Here is a 15,739-nt window from a genome sequence, read left to right on the forward strand (position 1 = left end):
CATTGCACCCATCGTTGGTCGGAAGAAACGAAGGCTGTTATTCGACTTCATCTTGGCTGCCTCGTCCCCTTAACTACTGCTGGAGGTCAAACGGTCCATTTGACGAAAATTGAAGAAATTTTCTCCGCCTCTTCACCTTCCTCTGGAGGTTTGAGAGCGTTTTGAGCGGATGAAACGGATCTTTTTTTTGTGGCAGAACATAAAAAGAAGGGCGTCACGATTTGTGACACCCTTGCTGGAATGAATAGTTTGTGCTGAACTCAATGAATCTATCAGTACAAGCGTCAATCCTTCTGATAAAACTCACACTCGTAGCCGTCGGCATTGAGAACAAGTCCTTTTGCCCACGGCGGAGTGCGACTCATCTGTTTGGCGACCGCTTCAAGCGACATGGCAGGATCGGCCTCGATAACCAGCTCATCGTGGATATGCATCACGATGCGGCAACAGCGGAGCGTCTGCATGGAAAAGGCCAAGATGTCGCGAGCTGTGGCCTGTACGATGTTTTCCACGAACTTTGGACCGTAGGAGCTGATCCGATCCCATTTCTTTCCGGAGGTGATGCCCTCATAGGTCACGCAGGGACTGCCGAAATCATTCATACCGATCCGAGGCTTTACATAGGAAAGGTTCCTGCCGGAGGGAAGCGTGATAAAGAGCATGCCTTTCTTGCAGGCGAAGGTAAGCCCATGCGTCTTTCGCACCGAGCGATGCTGCACCGCATCCATGACCGCTTGGTCAACGTCCCACCAGAATTGCACAATATTCGGATTGGACTCACGCCAGGTGGTGACGAGAGGCTTCAGTTCTTCTTCGGAAAGGCCCGTCTCGAGTGCACCCATGGCTTTTAAGGCACCGACCGATCCGCCGTATCCGAGGGCGAGCTCTGCGATCTTGCCTTTCTGGCGCAGATGGCCATTGATGCCGTGCTTCTCAACATGAACATGAAACATCTGGGAAGCAGAGGCGCAGTAGATATCCCCATTCCTTGCAAAGACCACCTCGCGCCAGCTTTCGTGCGCATACCATGCGATGACTCGGGCCTCGATGGCGGAAAAGTCCGAGACGATGAACTTGCAGCCCGCTTTTGGAATAAAGGCGGTACGCACCAGTTGAGATAAGGTATCCGGCACATTTCCATAAATCATGGATACAACTCCATAATCTGTTGACTTTACGAGTGCACGAGCTTCGGAAAGATCGGGCAGGTGGTTTTGCGGGAGGTTTTGCATCTGTACGAGCCGTCCTGCCCAGCGTCCAGTGCGGTTGGCGCCATAGAACTGAAACATCCCACGTACCCGCCCATCCGCACAGGCGGAAGACTGCATCGCCTGATACTTCCTGACGCTGGACTTGGCAAGCTGGCTTCGAAGGAGCAGGGCTTTCTGCAGTTTCGGCGGTGCTGTCTTAATCAGCGCGGCCACCTGCTTTTTGCCAAGCGACTCTGTCGGCATGCCGTTCTCAGCAAGCCAGTCCTTCATCTGTGCCACTGAGTTGGGGTTCTCGAGCTCAGTGAGTTTTTTCATCTCAGTGAGTAATTCTGTACGAGATTCCTCATCCATACGGATTGCGGCTTCGACCAGCTTCCAGTCAATCTTCACGCCTCGGTCATTGATCTCTTGATCAATGGCGTATTCCTCCCAGAGAAAAGCGAGCGGGGGGAAGTTTCGCAGGCGTTCTTTGATGGCGAGTTCTACTTCCACGTCACGGCGGTTATATTCTTTGAAGATGGTCCATTTTTCTGGCGCATCGGATGAGAGATGCCTGAGATAATCTTGTGATGTTTTTGATGGTCTGGATGGGGTGCAGAAATAGCGGATGAGGTCTTTGCCTTCTTTCATCTTCTGCTCTTTCAGACCTAATACGGCCCCCACGCCTTCGAGCGAAAGCGGCAGGCCCATCGTCGCAGACCAGATCATAGAACAGCGCCAAGACGCGGGATTCAGGAATCTGGCACATTCTCTTGAAAGCGGATGCCGATCAAGAAAGGGATCAAGCGAAATACCAAGTCCCGCCAGATAGCGCGACAGGCATACCCGCTCAAAGGCGGCATTGAATGCCCACTTTGTGACGGTATCGTCAGTCAGGGCAGAAAGCACCTCGCTTGGGATTTCCTCTCCGGAAGCCAGATCGATGACCTCGACCGGTGCGCCGTCCGCACTGTAGCCGAACAGCAGAATCTCGAAGTCCGGGCTTTCCGCATATTTGTAAAGACCTGCCTTGGCGAGATTTACCGAAGAATAGGTCTCGATGTCTATCGATAGTGTTTTCATACGTATGTCCTCATACAGAAGAGGGCGATAGACTGCTCTGCCGCCCTATTCATGGTTAACGCAGGTTTTTCATGCGCAGTTCGTGCGCTTCTTGCTCGCGCTTCTCCGCACGACGTTTGCGTCTTTCTTCCTCGCGGTTGTAGACATAGGTCTGCATTTCCACGATAACCAGAGAAGCCCCGAAAAGACAGAAAAGAAAGAGTGACAAAACGAGAAGAATGGCCTGAAAGTACTCCATGGATTGTCCTCCTTTAGCTCAAAAAGTCGTCATCGTCATCCGTAGCGAAGTCGTCCGCTGCGCTCATGCGTCCACCCAGCGGCTCGCCGTCACGAATCTTCTGCAGGTTGTTCAGCCCACAGGCGATGCCTTTGTTGCCGTTGGAATTGAAGGCATAGAAGGTGATGGATGCGCGTCCGTATACACCGGAATAGACCTCGGAGCTGTCGATGATTTCGTTTCGGTCGGCATCTACAATGCCCGGTTTGGTAGCCGAGTTGGCGTTCAGGAAGTAGCTATTCTGGTAAGCTTCGTCGTCCGGGCGTTCCGTATCGCCATCGCGAAGCGGTGTCTTGATGACCGAGAGGGCCGGAACACTTCTGCCGTTCCCCTTGAGCTTCGCCTCACCTTCCTTGTAGGCTGCCTCGATGGCCGCTTTGATTTTGTTCACGGTGACGGTGTCAGTTTTTGGAATGATGAGGCTCACACTGTACTTTGGCGTGCCGCCGTTGATGGATTTCGGCTGCCAGACATTTGCGTAGCTCCAGCGCGTATCCGGACCAGTGATGACCTTCATCGGGTTCTTGTACGTATTTTTCTTAGTCATTGTCGTTCTCCTCCTTAAAGTCTTGATTTGCCGTTTGCATGGCTGGACGTTTGTCGCTTTCCGGTACGAGCGAGGGCTTTCCCTGCGGCTTTTCGATGAGCGAACCGAGGAGTTCCTCGAAGCGCTTCTTGCTTAACAGTTTCTGCATTGCGATGATGCCAAGGAGCTTCTTCTCATAGGGATCGAAGCCTGCATCGATGACTGTCTGTGCCACGGCCTCCTCATTTAAGTAGCGGCGGTTGGATCGTCCTTCCACCAGCTTGAAGCCATGCCAGACTTTGCCGGAAAGAGCTCGCGATAGGGCATAGTCCTTGAGATCAGCGGCCCAGCTCGTGAGGTCGTCTAACATCGGCAGAATGGCTTCGATGTCCGCATCCGAGAGCGTCGGTGGCATCTCAAAGTCGAACTTCGCCAGTGCGAGATTCGCTTCAGCCCGTGCTCGGCAGTCCACCTTTGCCTTACAGAAGCGGCACCAGTCACCGGCGGCATAGTCGCCCTTGCCTTCGAAGGCAAGATGCGCCTTTGGCTTGAGCTCCTTCTCCGCCCAGTCGTAGAGCGTCTTGACGGAGAGCCGAAAGCTTGAGATGTTGTCTCGTCTCGGTTGGAAGATGGTCATGATGACCTTCTCGATGTCGTAGAGCGCGTCCATCATGGAGAGAGCTCCCAACGCGTAACACATCATCTGCGGATTGTTCTCCGCCTCGACCAGCACGCCTTGACCGTATTTGAAGTCGATCACGGTAAGCACCTTGTCGGCGACGATGACGCAGTCTGCTGTGCCGAATCCCTGCGGTACCCAGCGGGAGAAATCCACCTGTTGCTCGATAAGGACGACCGGATCCGCCGTGCCTTTCTTGGCTGCTTCCAGCTGCTCCAGCGCATAGCCTGCATAGGCATCCGATGATGCATCCATCTCCTCGTTGAAGTAGGTCAGGTCTTCTGTTGGATCGTCTGCCTTTCTGCCGAGCGCGGTTTTCAGCTTATACTCGCAGAGGCTATGAGCATCGGTCCCCACGGCGGCATAGGTGCTGCTTTCGTCCTTGTAGGAAGAAGCCAGCTTTGCCGAAGGCGGACAGGCCATCCAGCGATAGGCGCTGGAGGCGGAAAGTAAGGCGTGCTTATTCGGCATGGAGCACCTCCGCATCGGCAAGAAGCGCCGCGTAGTGGATTGGCTCCACATCCGAGAGCCTTTCCGCACCGTACTTTTGAATCAGCGCCCGCACCTCGTCGGTGAGTCCGGCTCTGGCTTTTTGGGCCAGCACCTTGCGGACATCTTCCAGCTTGAGCGCCGGCTTCTCTGGTTCCGGCTTTGGTGTCGGCTGCGGTGCAGGAGCGTTACCTCTCTCGTCCGTGCTGCCAAAGAATAGTTCATTTAGCTCGTTGGCGAGATCATTCAGCTTCTCACTGCATGCCCGAAGCTCTTCCACAATAGCGGCAGCTCTTTTCACTTGTCCCATAGGGTTGTCCTCCTTCCTCGGCTTGGCTGATGGATAGCAATTTCAGATTTCTCGCCAATCTCGCAGATACGCGGCTTATAGCGTTGAGAAGTTGAATTTCCTCGCTGCGTGTTTTGGATTTGGCATTTCTGCTATCTGAGTGGTATTCGTGCATTCTTTCACCTCACTTTCCGGGCCTTGTTTTGCCCTTCACATTCCTCTGGAGAAGCAGCATCGATTTGAGCGGGGTAAAACGAAAAAATCTGCCACTACTTTGAACAGGTAGTGGCAGACAATGTGTTTATTTGTTCCTTTCGGCTTTAAACTCATCTCGGAATTTCTTCATCTCGTCCGCAAAGGTGCGTTGCTTACGGCCGAGCAATTTCGCTACTTTGCGGTCAGAAATTCCATCGGGATGATCCATCCAGATTTCAATAATTCGGTCAGCTTCGGAGTCAATTTCATGTAGCCGGACAAAAAGGTGATCAAGAAGATCGTAATCGGTTATGATTTCTTCTGGCGTTGGGGTATGGTCCGAGACGTAATCGGACAGGGTGCCTTCTCCATCAGGGAGAGGCATATCCAGAGATACGGTTTTTACGATACGAAATTCGCAATAAGGACAATTTCCGTCACACAGCCAAAATTTAGGGCGCGGACAGGAGCATTCACCGTGATATTGTCTGCGTTTTCTAAGTGCAGTGCGCCAACGGTCATAATCTCGGTATTGTTTGTCAGAAACTTCAAACCAAATATGGGTGTTTTTGTCATAGATTTTTTTGCTCAGATTGTCATTATTTTGCATAAGATACGGGCCTCCTTAGCCCCACAACCGCTGATTGGTGTGGAGAAGCGGAGAGCCCGTATGGGTGCCAGCGGAAAAATGGACGCAAGAATCCCACCCGTCGCGGGAGAACAATGTCTCCGCTTCAAGTTGCGTCCAGCTGTTCGCGTGCTGGTCGTATTTATTTGTCGGTTTCACTGCTGTGGCGAACAGTCCCTTTCTGTGCACTCGGGACGATCACATGAGTGAACCGGAGCGGTTTAACGTCATGCTCGGGACAGAATCAGCGATCAGAATAGGAAAATGTTCTTTGCATTCACAAATCGTTTATAAGCGAAAGAACGAATACGATCATAAATCGCTAAAATCTGTGATATAATTTCAAAGGGTTTCTCCATCAGCTGTGCTGATTTTCTTTATTGTACGGAAAGTGCCTTTTTCGGTTATGACCGCTGATGACTGCGGTTTGACCTAAAAGGTCAAAAGGAGGTAGAGCCGAAGTGTATTTTCATGAAATCGCTGGCGAGCTAAAAACATATATGGACCCGACCAGACGCGGAGGTGATTTTGTCATTGCTCTGGTTGGTGAAGTATTGCGCGACCCTATGACTGAGGAAGAACAGCAGATGGACCTACAGCATGAGTTCAATCCGCTTGCAAACCGGATATCGATCAATATGCTTGACCAGATTTTCGAAGGGAAAAAGTTTATTTCAAAGGCTCGTGCTTGCTTGATTTGTAGTAGATATGATGGTCAGGAGTTTGCTGACGTGATAGATAATCTTTACGATGCAAATAAGGAACACTTACAGACATTCCTTGATAACCGAGGAATTAGTGTTGCTATAGAAGAGCTTGGATCGGCAGTTCAGGACGTTTTACATCAGATTTTTCATGGACTCGCTAAGGGATACCATGATGTGGATATAGAACTTACAATCCATGATCCGAAGCCAAGCATAAAAAACCTCGCAGGAAATCGAATCTACTGCGAGGACGGTAAATTATATATTGATGGTGACGTCATAGAGCTTCCAATTAAGCTGAGTGACGCGCAGATTTACGACTTTGAAGCGGGATATATTTCAGCCCTGTGTGATGCATACGCAGAAGCGTTGTCCCGTGATTCCGTAACTGTTGATGACATTCCATTCTTGCCGCAGAAATACCGGCACAATTTTTATGATCAGCGCAAGGCCTATTTAAGCGCAAAGAGTATCCAACGCTCCATCAGCGAGGTCTATGACGATGGCGAGAATCAGTTCGACATCCTCAAGGAAGACGCATACGGTGGAATAAAGATCACCTACTACGACGATTACGACAATGGGTATCGCAGATTGCTGGAAGTCTTAAAGAAGATATCGGACGTCCAGCTGGCCAAGTCAAGGCTCATGATGATTAGAAACTTGATCGGAAATCTGGAAAGGCTGGGCATTGTTCATATCCTCGTGAACGACCAGACGATTAAGTCGTGGGTGGATCCTTATGAGGAGTAAAGTATTCAATACGCCATTTGAGAATATGCTGCGCATCCTGCTCCTTGCGGATACAATAAATAAGCCCATGAATGTGGACAGATTCGTAGCCTTGGACTTTATCTGCATCTTTGGAGAAAAGTGCCGAGTGCTTGATAAGAATCTCCACGGCGACAACGAATTCGGCTTTTCCGAATTTGCCACCAAACGAGAGCGCATCGCCGAGGCTGTAAAGATCGCTGTCAAGAATGATTTTCTGACAGTAAAAGCCACGGACGCGGGCTTCACTTATGGAATGAACAATCGGGGCAAGGCAATAGTTTCAGGTGTACAGTCCCCTTATGCGCATTCTTATATTGTGGGAGCGAAAATTGTAAACAGTCGCTTTGCCAGATATACAGACGATGAAATACTGCAATATATTAGCGACTTGTCATCTGAGGCGGAGGAGGGGTAATTGTGCAGACTTTTATGATTAAGAGGCTCCGCGTGTCCGGTTGTGGCAAAATCGATGGCATCGTGGAGTTTACCGATGGCCTAAATCTCATCCAAGGCAGATCTAATACGGGCAAGACTTGGATACTCAGATGCATTAACTATTTATTTGGAAACGATAAGCGTCCTTATACACCTGCGACCGGATACACAGATATAGAGGGCATTTTCCTGACCGAACGGTTCGGTGAGATTACGTTAACTCGCAAGCTGGATGAGAACACCGTCACGGTTACCTCCAACAACAAGGAGGTCGAAAATGGAGAGTATGCAACCAGCTACCAGCAGTCGAGCTTGCAATATCTGAATGATCTTTGGCTGCGCATTCTCGGTCTGGACGAGACCATTAAAGTACCTAAGAATGCCTGTTATGGCAGAGAGCGGATGTCATGGAGGAACGTGGCCGGTGTCTTCTATGTAGATGAGGACGAGATCTCCAGTTCATCATCAATTGTCATTAAGGGCAATTCGTACGAAGATACCCCGCTTCTTGCGTCATTGCTCTTCCTACTTACTGGCGATTACAAGAAAGGTGTTGCCGAAATCCTGAATGCCAAGCAGGCAACTGCGCGTACACAGGGCATCCTCGAATATATTGAGGAGAGGACGAATGCTCTGAAACAGCAACGCGTTAGCTACATCATGCAGCTCGAAAAACTTGCCGATCATGATATTGAATATGAGATTCAGTCGTTAAGCGATAACATTCAAGAAGTACAGCAGGAAATCCATGAGCTTGTTGAAGAAAATAAAGCAATTGCGCAACAGCTTTCTGGCTATGAACAAAGGGATGCAAATTGCAGTGTATTGTTGGGCAGATACGAGTCCCTTATAAGCCAGTACAAGGCAGACCTTCAGAGGTTGGACTTCATTTCGAAGGGAGAAAAGGCGGTCCAAGAACTGCCCTCCAACGACGTATGCCCGTTCTGCGGCGGCGAAGTTCACCCGGAAGAGAACGTCAACTTCATGGAGGCTATCAACGCAGAGATAAAGCGAATCGCATCGGAGCTCACGGTGATTGCGGCCACGGTGAAGAGTGTTGAGGAAGAGCAAGCTGGTATTCGTGCAAACATTGTGGAGTTCGAAACGCGAAGAAGCGATTTAACCAGTGCACTCGTAAAAAAGAACAACACAGTTCAGAATTACAAGGTAAGCCTCCAACGCTACCGTGACTACACAACTCTGCAAAATGGGATTGATTTCGTGAATGGTCAACTTGAGGAACTTGGAAAAAAGAGAATCGACGAACTGAAACCAAAGAAGAATCTTCCTCAATACCATCCAAAGAAGGAATTTGAGGAGGAGGTCGGCACGAATTTTACTAACTTGTTGAACAAGATTCTCAAAGAATGCCACTACCGTCTGTTCGGTTACACGAGCTGGGATTTCAAACATTTCGATATTCACGTAGATGGCGAACCGAAATCTGACGATCAGGGGCAAGGTTTTAGATCATTCCTCAACTCCGTAGTGGCAATTATGCTGTACGAATACTTCAACAAAGACGATGTCTACATTAGGCCGGGATTCCTCATGATCGATACTCCACTGTTAGGCCTTGACGAAGACAACGAGGGTCTTGACAAAGAAACCATTAGAAGTGGCCTATATGAGTATTTTTTGAATCATCAGGGCGAGGGGCAAATGATTGTCGTCGACAACTTGAATGCTGTTCCAAATATCGATTTCGAAGCTTATGGAATCAATGTAGTCACCTACCACAAGAACGAAAGGGATGGCCACATCTACGGATTCATGCCGAGCTGGAGAAAAGACATACCGAAGGAGTCACGATGAAACTTTCGTATAAAAAACTATGGGTAATGCTTGTTGAGCGAGATATGAAGAAGACCGAGTTCGCAAAGAAGGCGAAGATTAGCTCTGCCTCCCTTGCCAAGCTCGGAAAAGGAGCCAATATCACGACGAATGTTCTTGTGAGCATTTGTGAAACATTAAAGTGTGATATTGGAGACATCTGTGAGATTGTTCCAGATGACGTGGTTTAACCCTCACAAAATCTAGTGTTTTATGTGGGTTTTAAGATGACCTCATTCAACATTAAGCGTATGATAACCCGGACAACCGAGATCTAAATAAACCACATATTTGTTTTGATTATTATTGACACAATCAATTGCATATATGCCAAGTGATATTGAAAAAGATTATGGATCAGTGGATAAAACATTATTTGTGCCACTGATCCACTCTATTCGGAATTGACCAAAGAATTGCTCAGTATATTCGACTTGGAGCAACTAAATGATTATTATTGTTTCTTACGGCGAATAGTCCATAGCACAATAATATACACTATAAACACGATTATCCAAAACCAAGCGGATATGCCATAAATAAGAGTGCCATTCAAAATGTTTTTTATAATTACCACAAGAATGACTATTGATATCAGAATATCTCCGAAATGAAATGGCGATGTTTTTTTCATTTGATTCTCTTTCTACAGTTTAACCATGAGAGTATAAATACCACTACCCCAGCAATAAGAGTTATATATGGTAGACTTTCAAATGGAATATCTGGGATATGTAGATATTTACCGCTCCCAATCATTTTTGTAAGCAGTAGAGCTACTAGCATCAATAACATGGATGATCTAGCAATGGAATATGAATATCTATAAAATAGATATAGGAATAGAGCTATATATGCTAGCTGGAAGCTGCCCATCAAAATAAATATTTCTGATGAAAAGGACACTCGATAAGGAGTGATAGTTGCAATTAGCAAATTTGAAATTAAATATAAACAGGAGCCTTCAGCGATTGTAAATAGGGACAAAACAAACTTACTATCAACAATCTGTCCAGCATAATGCGGTAAAGTTTTAATCCAGTTTTTGGATTCACCCTTCTCATCAAAAAAACATGATTGGCCTATAATATAAGTGAAGCAAGTCGCTAAACAAATATATAGTCCCATAAAAGAATAGTTGCCGCGATCTAGGCATAGTAAACCAGTTGCAGACATTGAAACAACTAATGCTATAAAATGGTACCATTTAGTAGTAGATAAATCTTTTCTAACATAATTAATCATGAAATCACCTCAATTGTTTAGCATTGATAGCATATTCTCAAAAGATAATGGTTTAAAATGATCAGAGTATCTAATTAAATTAGAAGAATCTAGTGATTTACACCATATAACGAGCTCAGCTCCTTTAGATAATAGTGTAACATAATTATCTAAATTGAGCGTGCTCAGAGCTTGTTCCTCAACGAGGAAGCAGGAATGCTCAATTCCTTGTGCAGGCAAATCAAACTTTAATTTTCCATTACTGATAAATATGATTCTATCAGAAATTTTTAAAATATCTTCAGTAATATGAGTCGATAATATAGTGGATACACCTTCCTCTTTTTTCTCTTTCAATAGTTCAAGAAATTCAGTTCGAATAAAGGGGTCTAGTCCGCTTGTCGGTTCGTCAAGTATAAGTAGTTTTGCATGGTGGGCTAATGCAAAGGATATGTAAAATTTCATTTTCATTCCTTTTGATAATTGAGCGATTTTCTTATTATGATCTGTTATGAGAAACCTATGCATTAGCTTTTCATACATGTTTTGATCCCATGACTTATAGAAATATTTAAATATGTTAACAAACTGTTTTAATGATAACATATCGTATATACTAGTATCTTCTGAAACGTAAGCAATATTAGATTTAAAGTGAACGGGATCGAGGTTGATATCATAGTCAAGCAAACTAATAGAACCTTTGTTTGTACTTAATTGTCCAGTGATACATTTTAAAGTAGTGGTTTTACCAGCACCATTTTGCCCAATGAACCCAATTATTTCTCCAGCATTCATTTCAAAGGAAATTTCTTTTAGGTCAAAATGGTTATAGCTAAATGAAATATTCTTGACAGAAAGAAGATTATGCTTCATGGTAATACTCCTCCTTGTTTTTTATCATCTGCAGCATAGGATCCTTGATTGTTCCGAATTCACTTAACTCCGAGGATTCAGGGCAAGGCCAATCTGGGTGCACTTCCTTAATCCCTGAAATAACACTACAAACAGCCACTAGAGTCAAGTCTGAGGATAATGGAAGTAACTTTGACTCAGTGAGCGCACCCATTGTAGGTTCTCCTATAATAATACAGTTATTGCTTTTCGTTCTAAAATAATTAGCAATTCCGGGCTTTTGAAATTTAGTGCACACTTGGCTGTCGTATTATAACGTCGCTCATGCTTTTTTACCTGCTCTATAAGATTTTTTTTTGTGAAGACGTATCGACTATAAAGAATTTTCCCATCCTCTCGGTGACTTCGTTCCACCTTTCCGTTCTGCCAGGGTGAATAGGGCCTTAGAGATCCCAACACAAAGTTCTTGGATCCCGCATGCAAATCTGCTGTATATTTGCGCGAAATTGCCAAAAGGTTAATCGCTGGATTGGCCGACAAAATTCCAAACTTGCAGGAGCGCTGCAACTGGATCTTCAAGAATCAGCTATATGGCATTGCCATAACGGAACTCACCTCGCCACTGTCGAGAAGGTCGGTCTACTGCTCAAAGCATGCCAATAGCCCATTTCCGATTACGCCATTCGACGATGTTCAGGGAAACATACTGTTTCACGAGATTAAACATACCTGGGACAAAAACGACAAAAAGGGGCACTGCATATACTGTGGAATTAGCTTCAATAACAGTTTGAATGACATCAGTAGAGAAGGTATGGAAAGTCATGCTTATGAATTTATTCATACCTTGCATCCGGAGGAAATATTCGAAATGAAGTTTGAAATTATACTGTCCTTTTTACACCAACATTGTTGATAAGACTTCGGAAAACGTTTATTATAGAAGAGACATAAGTGTTGACTTCGGATTTTTGAATAATCTGGATCAATATGTTGCAGGTCAATAGGCGTGAAGTTGAACAAATATGAGCTGGAATGTCGTGTGATTGGCGATTAAGGAGGATGTAATGAAAAATGTAAAACGACTTGTCGTAGCAACAATGTTGATGCTTTCCTTATTTTTAGGTGCTGAGGGTGTCAAGGCCGCAGGATGTGGCACATATTACATCTACAGTACATCTACTCCGAAATGCTACTCAGAACACTGTGGTATTTGGGACGCTACCGCACTTGTACAATATCAGTATAAAAAGCGCAAATGCGTCCGAAATGATAATACTGACTATTGGCAATACCAGACGGACCGTGTTCACATTGATTGCGGCTGCTAGATTGAATTTGTTTCACATTGAGTTCAGCTAAATGGACATGACATTCCAGCTCATATCTGCTCAACGAAACTTGTAAACATCTAAATATTATGGGAGGCGTTAAAATGAGTAAAAAACATTCCAGAAACTGGATGATCACAAGTATTCTACTTCTTTGCCTCTGCACTCTGACCGCCTGCATGCATCAACAACCTGCGGAAGAGGAAATCAACGAATCTTTCTACAAGATGTCCCGGACTTCATCCCAACTCTATGAAACAAAAGAGATTGGCTTAAAATCTATGGGAATTCAAAGAGCTTCTGGTTTATTGTACTTCAAGGATCATATCTATTTATCCGACAGCAGCCAAAGCGAAATCAAAGTTTTTAATCAGCAATGGAATCTGGTCGAAAGCATACATTCGAAAAAAATAGCTTCTCCATCTCTACTTGCGGCTTATGGAGATCGTTTGGCCATCCTGGATAAGGCCACATCACAAATTGTCCTGTTTGACATTCCATCGAAAAAAGAACAAAGCGTGATTATCTTGCCATCGATTGATTCGGACTCGAACTATGCAGACATGGAAATGTCAAAAAATGATTTGCTGATCACCTATCACACGCCTGCCTTCGAAGATGCCAATGTGTTGAGAATAGACCTTTCAACACGAAAGAATAAAAAAATACAGGAGAAATTTAACGGCTTTGTTGGAACAACAAATGGAAAATTTTATCTGGTTAATTCCCTTGTTGCTTTTCAGGAATCCGATCGGGAAGGCTTCCGAAGTGGGAAAAACAGTTTGTGGACGCTGGAGGATTCTAAACCGAAGGCGATTGGGAATCTCATTGAGGGAAGTGCCCCAGGAGATTTTTTATGGAATGGAGAGATATTGTTTCAATACACCAGTGGCTGGTCCAGTATCGATCGTTATGATAAAAGTTTCAACTACATGGATTCCATCGCCGTTTTTGATCAGTCGGATATTCAATCTCTGCTAAAAGGCAATGAGCAACAAATGTACTTGCTCATGCCCAATGAACAAAAGCTCTTTGAGGTCCATAAAAAATGAGCATTCTATATAGTCTTTCGATACGTTGGAAAGCAAAAATAAAAAGAGCTCGATTACTCTTGTTAGAGGTATTATCCCTCTCTGTGGTCTTTTACTTTGCACTCATGTTTGTTTGCAAACTGGTTGATACACATGGAGACATCGCTTATTATCGTTCACGAACCAATGTTGGTGAGGTGGTCTATCAGCTGGAGAAAGCTCCAGAAGCAAAGATTTCTGATGTGGACTTTACGCTGTATCAAAAAGCGGATCAGTATGTGACTGTTCATTCGAAAACATATAAAGCTCAGGTGATAGGAATCGATCAAAATTTTTCAAGTTTTTATCATGATCACCTGTTTCAAAATATAGTGAAGAAAAAGGCCCTCTCCCATTCAGATGCGATTCTTTCTCAGTCAGTCGCACGAGAAATGAGTGCAAAAGAAGGGGACACGTTGACACTGAATCATCAGGTTTTGAAAATCATTGGTATTACCGATGATCCCTGGTGGAAAGGCAAAGTTGCGGTTTCCTTCTCTATTCTGTCCGCCTCTGAGCTTGCCCAACCGAAATCTTTGTATTTGACAATCCGTCGAGAAAATGTCGAACTCGTTGAAAACCAATTATCTGTTCTGGATCAAACGGATCTGGCGCAGTCATTACAAAATGAAATAAACAGCTTACGTGCTTTTCAGCGTTTTCTACTCAGCTTTTCTGCTGTTTTCTTTTTGATTGCTGGATGTAATTTGATGCTCATTCTGAGGACTCGGTTTCGTAGGGAAAGGGGTCTGCATCAGATATTGTATCTTTGTGGTGAAACGCGCGGGACTTACTATCTTGCCTCCATGATTGATGGTCTGACGATGTGCATCTCATCTGATTTCATCGCCCTCCTGATTTATCTGTTGATGCGCCCATTTGTACCATCATTTTTTTACTTTGCGCTGACTCCCACCATTTATGGATTGGAAATGCTGATGGTTGCAATGATATCCATCATCATCACGCTCATCTTCAGTCATGAACAGGCAGTGTATATCCGTATGAATGAGAGGAAAACTCATGCTGTATGATCTGTCAATCATCTGGTTTCACCTGAAAAAGAATATCTTTTTTTATCTATTTTTGATTTGTGAGCTGGTGCTGTGCTTCTCGATGATATTAATAGGGATGGACGAAAATCAGACGTTTCATGATCGCCAACAGATTTATCGCGCGTATCAGGAAAAAGATCTGATCTCATTAACAAATGATTCCTGGTTTATGGAGAAATTAGACCTAAGCACGAATCAGAAAGTATTGACCAAGAAAGGTATTCTGTTGGGACAAGTATATCCCATCGAATGGACCAACAATCGAGGGTCTATAGATAGTGCGCAGGTGCTTGTTGCTAATGATCGGTTTTTCAGACAGTATTTTCATCAAGTTCCCAAACAGGGATTGGCTTATTGTAGCTTGGCCCTCAGAAATAAGTTGAAGGAGGCGAGACAATTTTTAGATTCACAGACTCGGTGGCTAACGCAAGAGATCCTTCAATGGAACGAGCAAAAGTGGAGCGTTCATTCAATCAACGAGTTGAATCCGAAGACCACTTTGAAAAGCATTCCAACATCGCCTTTTGAAAGTGGAGATCTTTCAATGGAACGAACCGTATTTGTTCTAATGCCCGATCGCATGCAAATACAACCAATATTTGGCTTTATTAAGGTTCCTAGAGAACAAATGACTTCCAGGCTCTTGGCGGAGGTGTCCACGATGGTCGAAGAGAAGCTGCATGCTTCTGATCTTCACGCGGATTTTGAGAAGGGCGCTAACAGTCAATCTGCTTTCGTTCGTCTGTTCGGATGGATTGCATGGATTGCTCTTCTTGTCATCGATTTTGGAACCAGCGCAGTAATTTTACTTTTTATGAACCAGCGGCATAAAATGCTCCGAATTCAGCATATTTTTGGAGCGACGAGGTTGAGATTACGCCTGCAACTATTTATTGAATTGTGCATTGTTATGGTCGTCTCCTTTATTGTTGCTTTATTTTTACGATGGATATCGGAGCCAGCCTTTTCAAGCGTTTATTACCTTATTCATCCAAGCGTTATCGCAACGCTAAGTGGCATCATGTTGGCATTTGTGTTATGTATTTTCATCACACTGTTCTCCAGCACTAATATGGAATGGAAAAGAAAGTGAGGAGGA

17 protein-coding genes are annotated in these 15,739 nt (G+C 45.0%); 9 read left to right on the plus strand and 8 right to left on the minus strand.

Annotation, left to right across the window (positions count from 1 at the left end; translation table 11 throughout):
* Window positions 1-284: 284 nt before the first annotated feature.
* The 6 genes from FXY30_RS01645 to FXY30_RS01670 all read right to left on the minus strand — a co-directional run bounded on the left by FXY30_RS01645 (window position 285) and on the right by FXY30_RS01670 (window position 5,338).
* The gene (locus FXY30_RS01645; protein WP_071705079.1) at window positions 285-2,273 is read right to left on the minus strand and encodes a DNA polymerase; all 1,989 of its coding nucleotides are present in this window, start codon (window positions 2,271-2,273) and stop codon (window positions 285-287) included.
* Window positions 2,274-2,328: 55 nt separating this feature from the next.
* Window positions 2,329-2,511, minus strand: coding sequence for a hypothetical protein (locus FXY30_RS01650; protein ID WP_071705080.1), 183 nt, complete (start codon window positions 2,509-2,511; stop codon window positions 2,329-2,331).
* A gap of 13 nt (window positions 2,512-2,524) precedes the next feature.
* Window positions 2,525-3,097, minus strand: a complete 573-nt coding sequence (locus FXY30_RS01655; protein WP_071705081.1) for a DUF2815 family protein — start codon at window positions 3,095-3,097, stop codon at window positions 2,525-2,527.
* A complete protein-coding gene (locus FXY30_RS01660; RefSeq protein ID WP_071705082.1) occupies window positions 3,090-4,226 on the minus strand; it encodes a DUF2800 domain-containing protein in 1,137 nt (378 codons plus the stop codon). The genes FXY30_RS01655 and FXY30_RS01660 overlap by 8 nt, the downstream gene beginning before the upstream one ends.
* On the minus strand, window positions 4,216-4,554 hold the full coding sequence (locus tag FXY30_RS01665) for a hypothetical protein (protein ID WP_071705083.1): 339 nt from the start codon (window positions 4,552-4,554) through the stop codon (window positions 4,216-4,218). Before FXY30_RS01665 ends, FXY30_RS01660 begins: the two co-directional genes overlap by 11 nt.
* Window positions 4,555-4,834: 280 nt before the next feature.
* Complete coding sequence (locus FXY30_RS01670) at window positions 4,835-5,338, minus strand: bacterio-opsin activator (protein WP_071705084.1); 504 nt, start codon at window positions 5,336-5,338, stop codon at window positions 4,835-4,837.
* Window positions 5,339-5,817: 479 nt separating this feature from the next.
* On the opposite strand from FXY30_RS01670, the gene FXY30_RS01675 reads away from it, so the two are divergent.
* The 4 genes from FXY30_RS01675 to FXY30_RS01690 are packed head-to-tail and all read left to right on the plus strand — an operon-like array spanning window position 5,818 to window position 9,296.
* Window positions 5,818-6,816: an ABC-three component system protein gene (locus FXY30_RS01675; RefSeq protein WP_197675341.1), complete on the plus strand. Its 999-nt coding sequence runs from the start codon at window positions 5,818-5,820 to the stop codon at window positions 6,814-6,816.
* The gene (locus FXY30_RS01680) at window positions 6,806-7,252 is read left to right on the plus strand and encodes an ABC-three component system middle component 2 (RefSeq protein ID WP_071705085.1); all 447 of its coding nucleotides are present in this window, start codon (window positions 6,806-6,808) and stop codon (window positions 7,250-7,252) included. Before FXY30_RS01675 ends, FXY30_RS01680 begins: the two co-directional genes overlap by 11 nt.
* Before the next feature lie 2 nt (window positions 7,253-7,254).
* Window positions 7,255-9,087 (plus strand): hypothetical protein, encoded by a 1,833-nt coding sequence (locus tag FXY30_RS01685; protein WP_071705086.1) that lies wholly within the window; start codon window positions 7,255-7,257, stop codon window positions 9,085-9,087.
* Window positions 9,084-9,296, plus strand: coding sequence for a helix-turn-helix domain-containing protein (locus FXY30_RS01690; RefSeq protein WP_071705087.1), 213 nt, complete (start codon window positions 9,084-9,086; stop codon window positions 9,294-9,296). The genes FXY30_RS01685 and FXY30_RS01690 overlap by 4 nt, the downstream gene beginning before the upstream one ends.
* A gap of 439 nt (window positions 9,297-9,735) precedes the next feature.
* On the opposite strand, the gene FXY30_RS01695 is transcribed toward FXY30_RS01690, so the two are convergent.
* Both FXY30_RS01695 and FXY30_RS01700 read right to left on the minus strand, forming a co-directional pair.
* Window positions 9,736-10,350: an ABC-2 transporter permease gene (locus tag FXY30_RS01695; protein WP_071705089.1), complete on the minus strand. Its 615-nt coding sequence runs from the start codon at window positions 10,348-10,350 to the stop codon at window positions 9,736-9,738.
* A gap of 9 nt (window positions 10,351-10,359) precedes the next feature.
* Entirely contained in the window at window positions 10,360-11,205 is an 846-nt protein-coding gene (locus tag FXY30_RS01700) for an ABC transporter ATP-binding protein (protein WP_071705090.1), read from the minus strand.
* A gap of 529 nt (window positions 11,206-11,734) precedes the next feature.
* On the opposite strand from FXY30_RS01700, the gene FXY30_RS07690 reads away from it, so the two are divergent.
* From FXY30_RS07690 to FXY30_RS01725, 5 genes are all read left to right on the plus strand, one after another.
* Window positions 11,735-12,100, plus strand: coding sequence for an Eco57I restriction-modification methylase domain-containing protein (locus tag FXY30_RS07690; RefSeq protein WP_408631983.1), 366 nt, complete (start codon window positions 11,735-11,737; stop codon window positions 12,098-12,100).
* A 151-nt stretch (window positions 12,101-12,251) separates the two neighbouring features.
* The gene (locus FXY30_RS01710; RefSeq protein ID WP_071705092.1) at window positions 12,252-12,515 is read left to right on the plus strand and encodes a hypothetical protein; all 264 of its coding nucleotides are present in this window, start codon (window positions 12,252-12,254) and stop codon (window positions 12,513-12,515) included.
* 104 nt (window positions 12,516-12,619) lie between these two features.
* The gene (locus FXY30_RS01715; RefSeq protein WP_071705093.1) at window positions 12,620-13,567 is read left to right on the plus strand and encodes an NHL repeat-containing protein; all 948 of its coding nucleotides are present in this window, start codon (window positions 12,620-12,622) and stop codon (window positions 13,565-13,567) included.
* Between the two features lie 59 nt (window positions 13,568-13,626).
* Complete coding sequence (locus tag FXY30_RS01720; protein ID WP_071705094.1) at window positions 13,627-14,619, plus strand: ABC transporter permease; 993 nt, start codon at window positions 13,627-13,629, stop codon at window positions 14,617-14,619.
* Complete coding sequence (locus FXY30_RS01725; RefSeq protein ID WP_071705095.1) at window positions 14,609-15,733, plus strand: ABC transporter permease; 1,125 nt, start codon at window positions 14,609-14,611, stop codon at window positions 15,731-15,733. The genes FXY30_RS01720 and FXY30_RS01725 overlap by 11 nt, the downstream gene beginning before the upstream one ends.
* Window positions 15,734-15,739: the final 6 nt, after the last annotated feature.

The organism is Murdochiella vaginalis, assembly GCF_902381775.1.
GTDB lineage: Bacteria > Bacillota > Clostridia > Tissierellales > Peptoniphilaceae > Murdochiella > Murdochiella vaginalis.

What these genes read in the sequence shown, in the direction of transcription:
- FXY30_RS01655 (WP_071705081.1), bottom strand. Translation starts at nt 3,097, where the DNA reads ATGACTAAGAAAAATACGTACAAGAACCCGATGAAGGTCATCACTGGT.
- FXY30_RS01725 (WP_071705095.1), top strand. Translation starts at nt 14,609, where the DNA reads ATGCTGTATGATCTGTCAATCATCTGGTTTCACCTGAAAAAGAATATC.
- FXY30_RS01700 (WP_071705090.1), bottom strand. Translation starts at nt 11,205, where the DNA reads ATGAAGCATAATCTTCTTTCTGTCAAGAATATTTCATTTAGCTATAAC.
- FXY30_RS01710 (WP_071705092.1), top strand. Translation starts at nt 12,252, where the DNA reads ATGAAAAATGTAAAACGACTTGTCGTAGCAACAATGTTGATGCTTTCC.
- FXY30_RS01715 (WP_071705093.1), top strand. Translation starts at nt 12,620, where the DNA reads ATGAGTAAAAAACATTCCAGAAACTGGATGATCACAAGTATTCTACTT.
- FXY30_RS01645 (WP_071705079.1), bottom strand. Translation starts at nt 2,273, where the DNA reads ATGAAAACACTATCGATAGACATCGAGACCTATTCTTCGGTAAATCTC.
- FXY30_RS01680 (WP_071705085.1), top strand. Translation starts at nt 6,806, where the DNA reads ATGAGGAGTAAAGTATTCAATACGCCATTTGAGAATATGCTGCGCATC.
- FXY30_RS01665 (WP_071705083.1), bottom strand. Translation starts at nt 4,554, where the DNA reads ATGGGACAAGTGAAAAGAGCTGCCGCTATTGTGGAAGAGCTTCGGGCA.
- FXY30_RS01650 (WP_071705080.1), bottom strand. Translation starts at nt 2,511, where the DNA reads ATGGAGTACTTTCAGGCCATTCTTCTCGTTTTGTCACTCTTTCTTTTC.
- FXY30_RS01695 (WP_071705089.1), bottom strand. Translation starts at nt 10,350, where the DNA reads ATGATTAATTATGTTAGAAAAGATTTATCTACTACTAAATGGTACCAT.
- FXY30_RS01660 (WP_071705082.1), bottom strand. Translation starts at nt 4,226, where the DNA reads ATGCCGAATAAGCACGCCTTACTTTCCGCCTCCAGCGCCTATCGCTGG.
- FXY30_RS01670 (WP_071705084.1), bottom strand. Translation starts at nt 5,338, where the DNA reads ATGCAAAATAATGACAATCTGAGCAAAAAAATCTATGACAAAAACACC.
- FXY30_RS01690 (WP_071705087.1), top strand. Translation starts at nt 9,084, where the DNA reads ATGAAACTTTCGTATAAAAAACTATGGGTAATGCTTGTTGAGCGAGAT.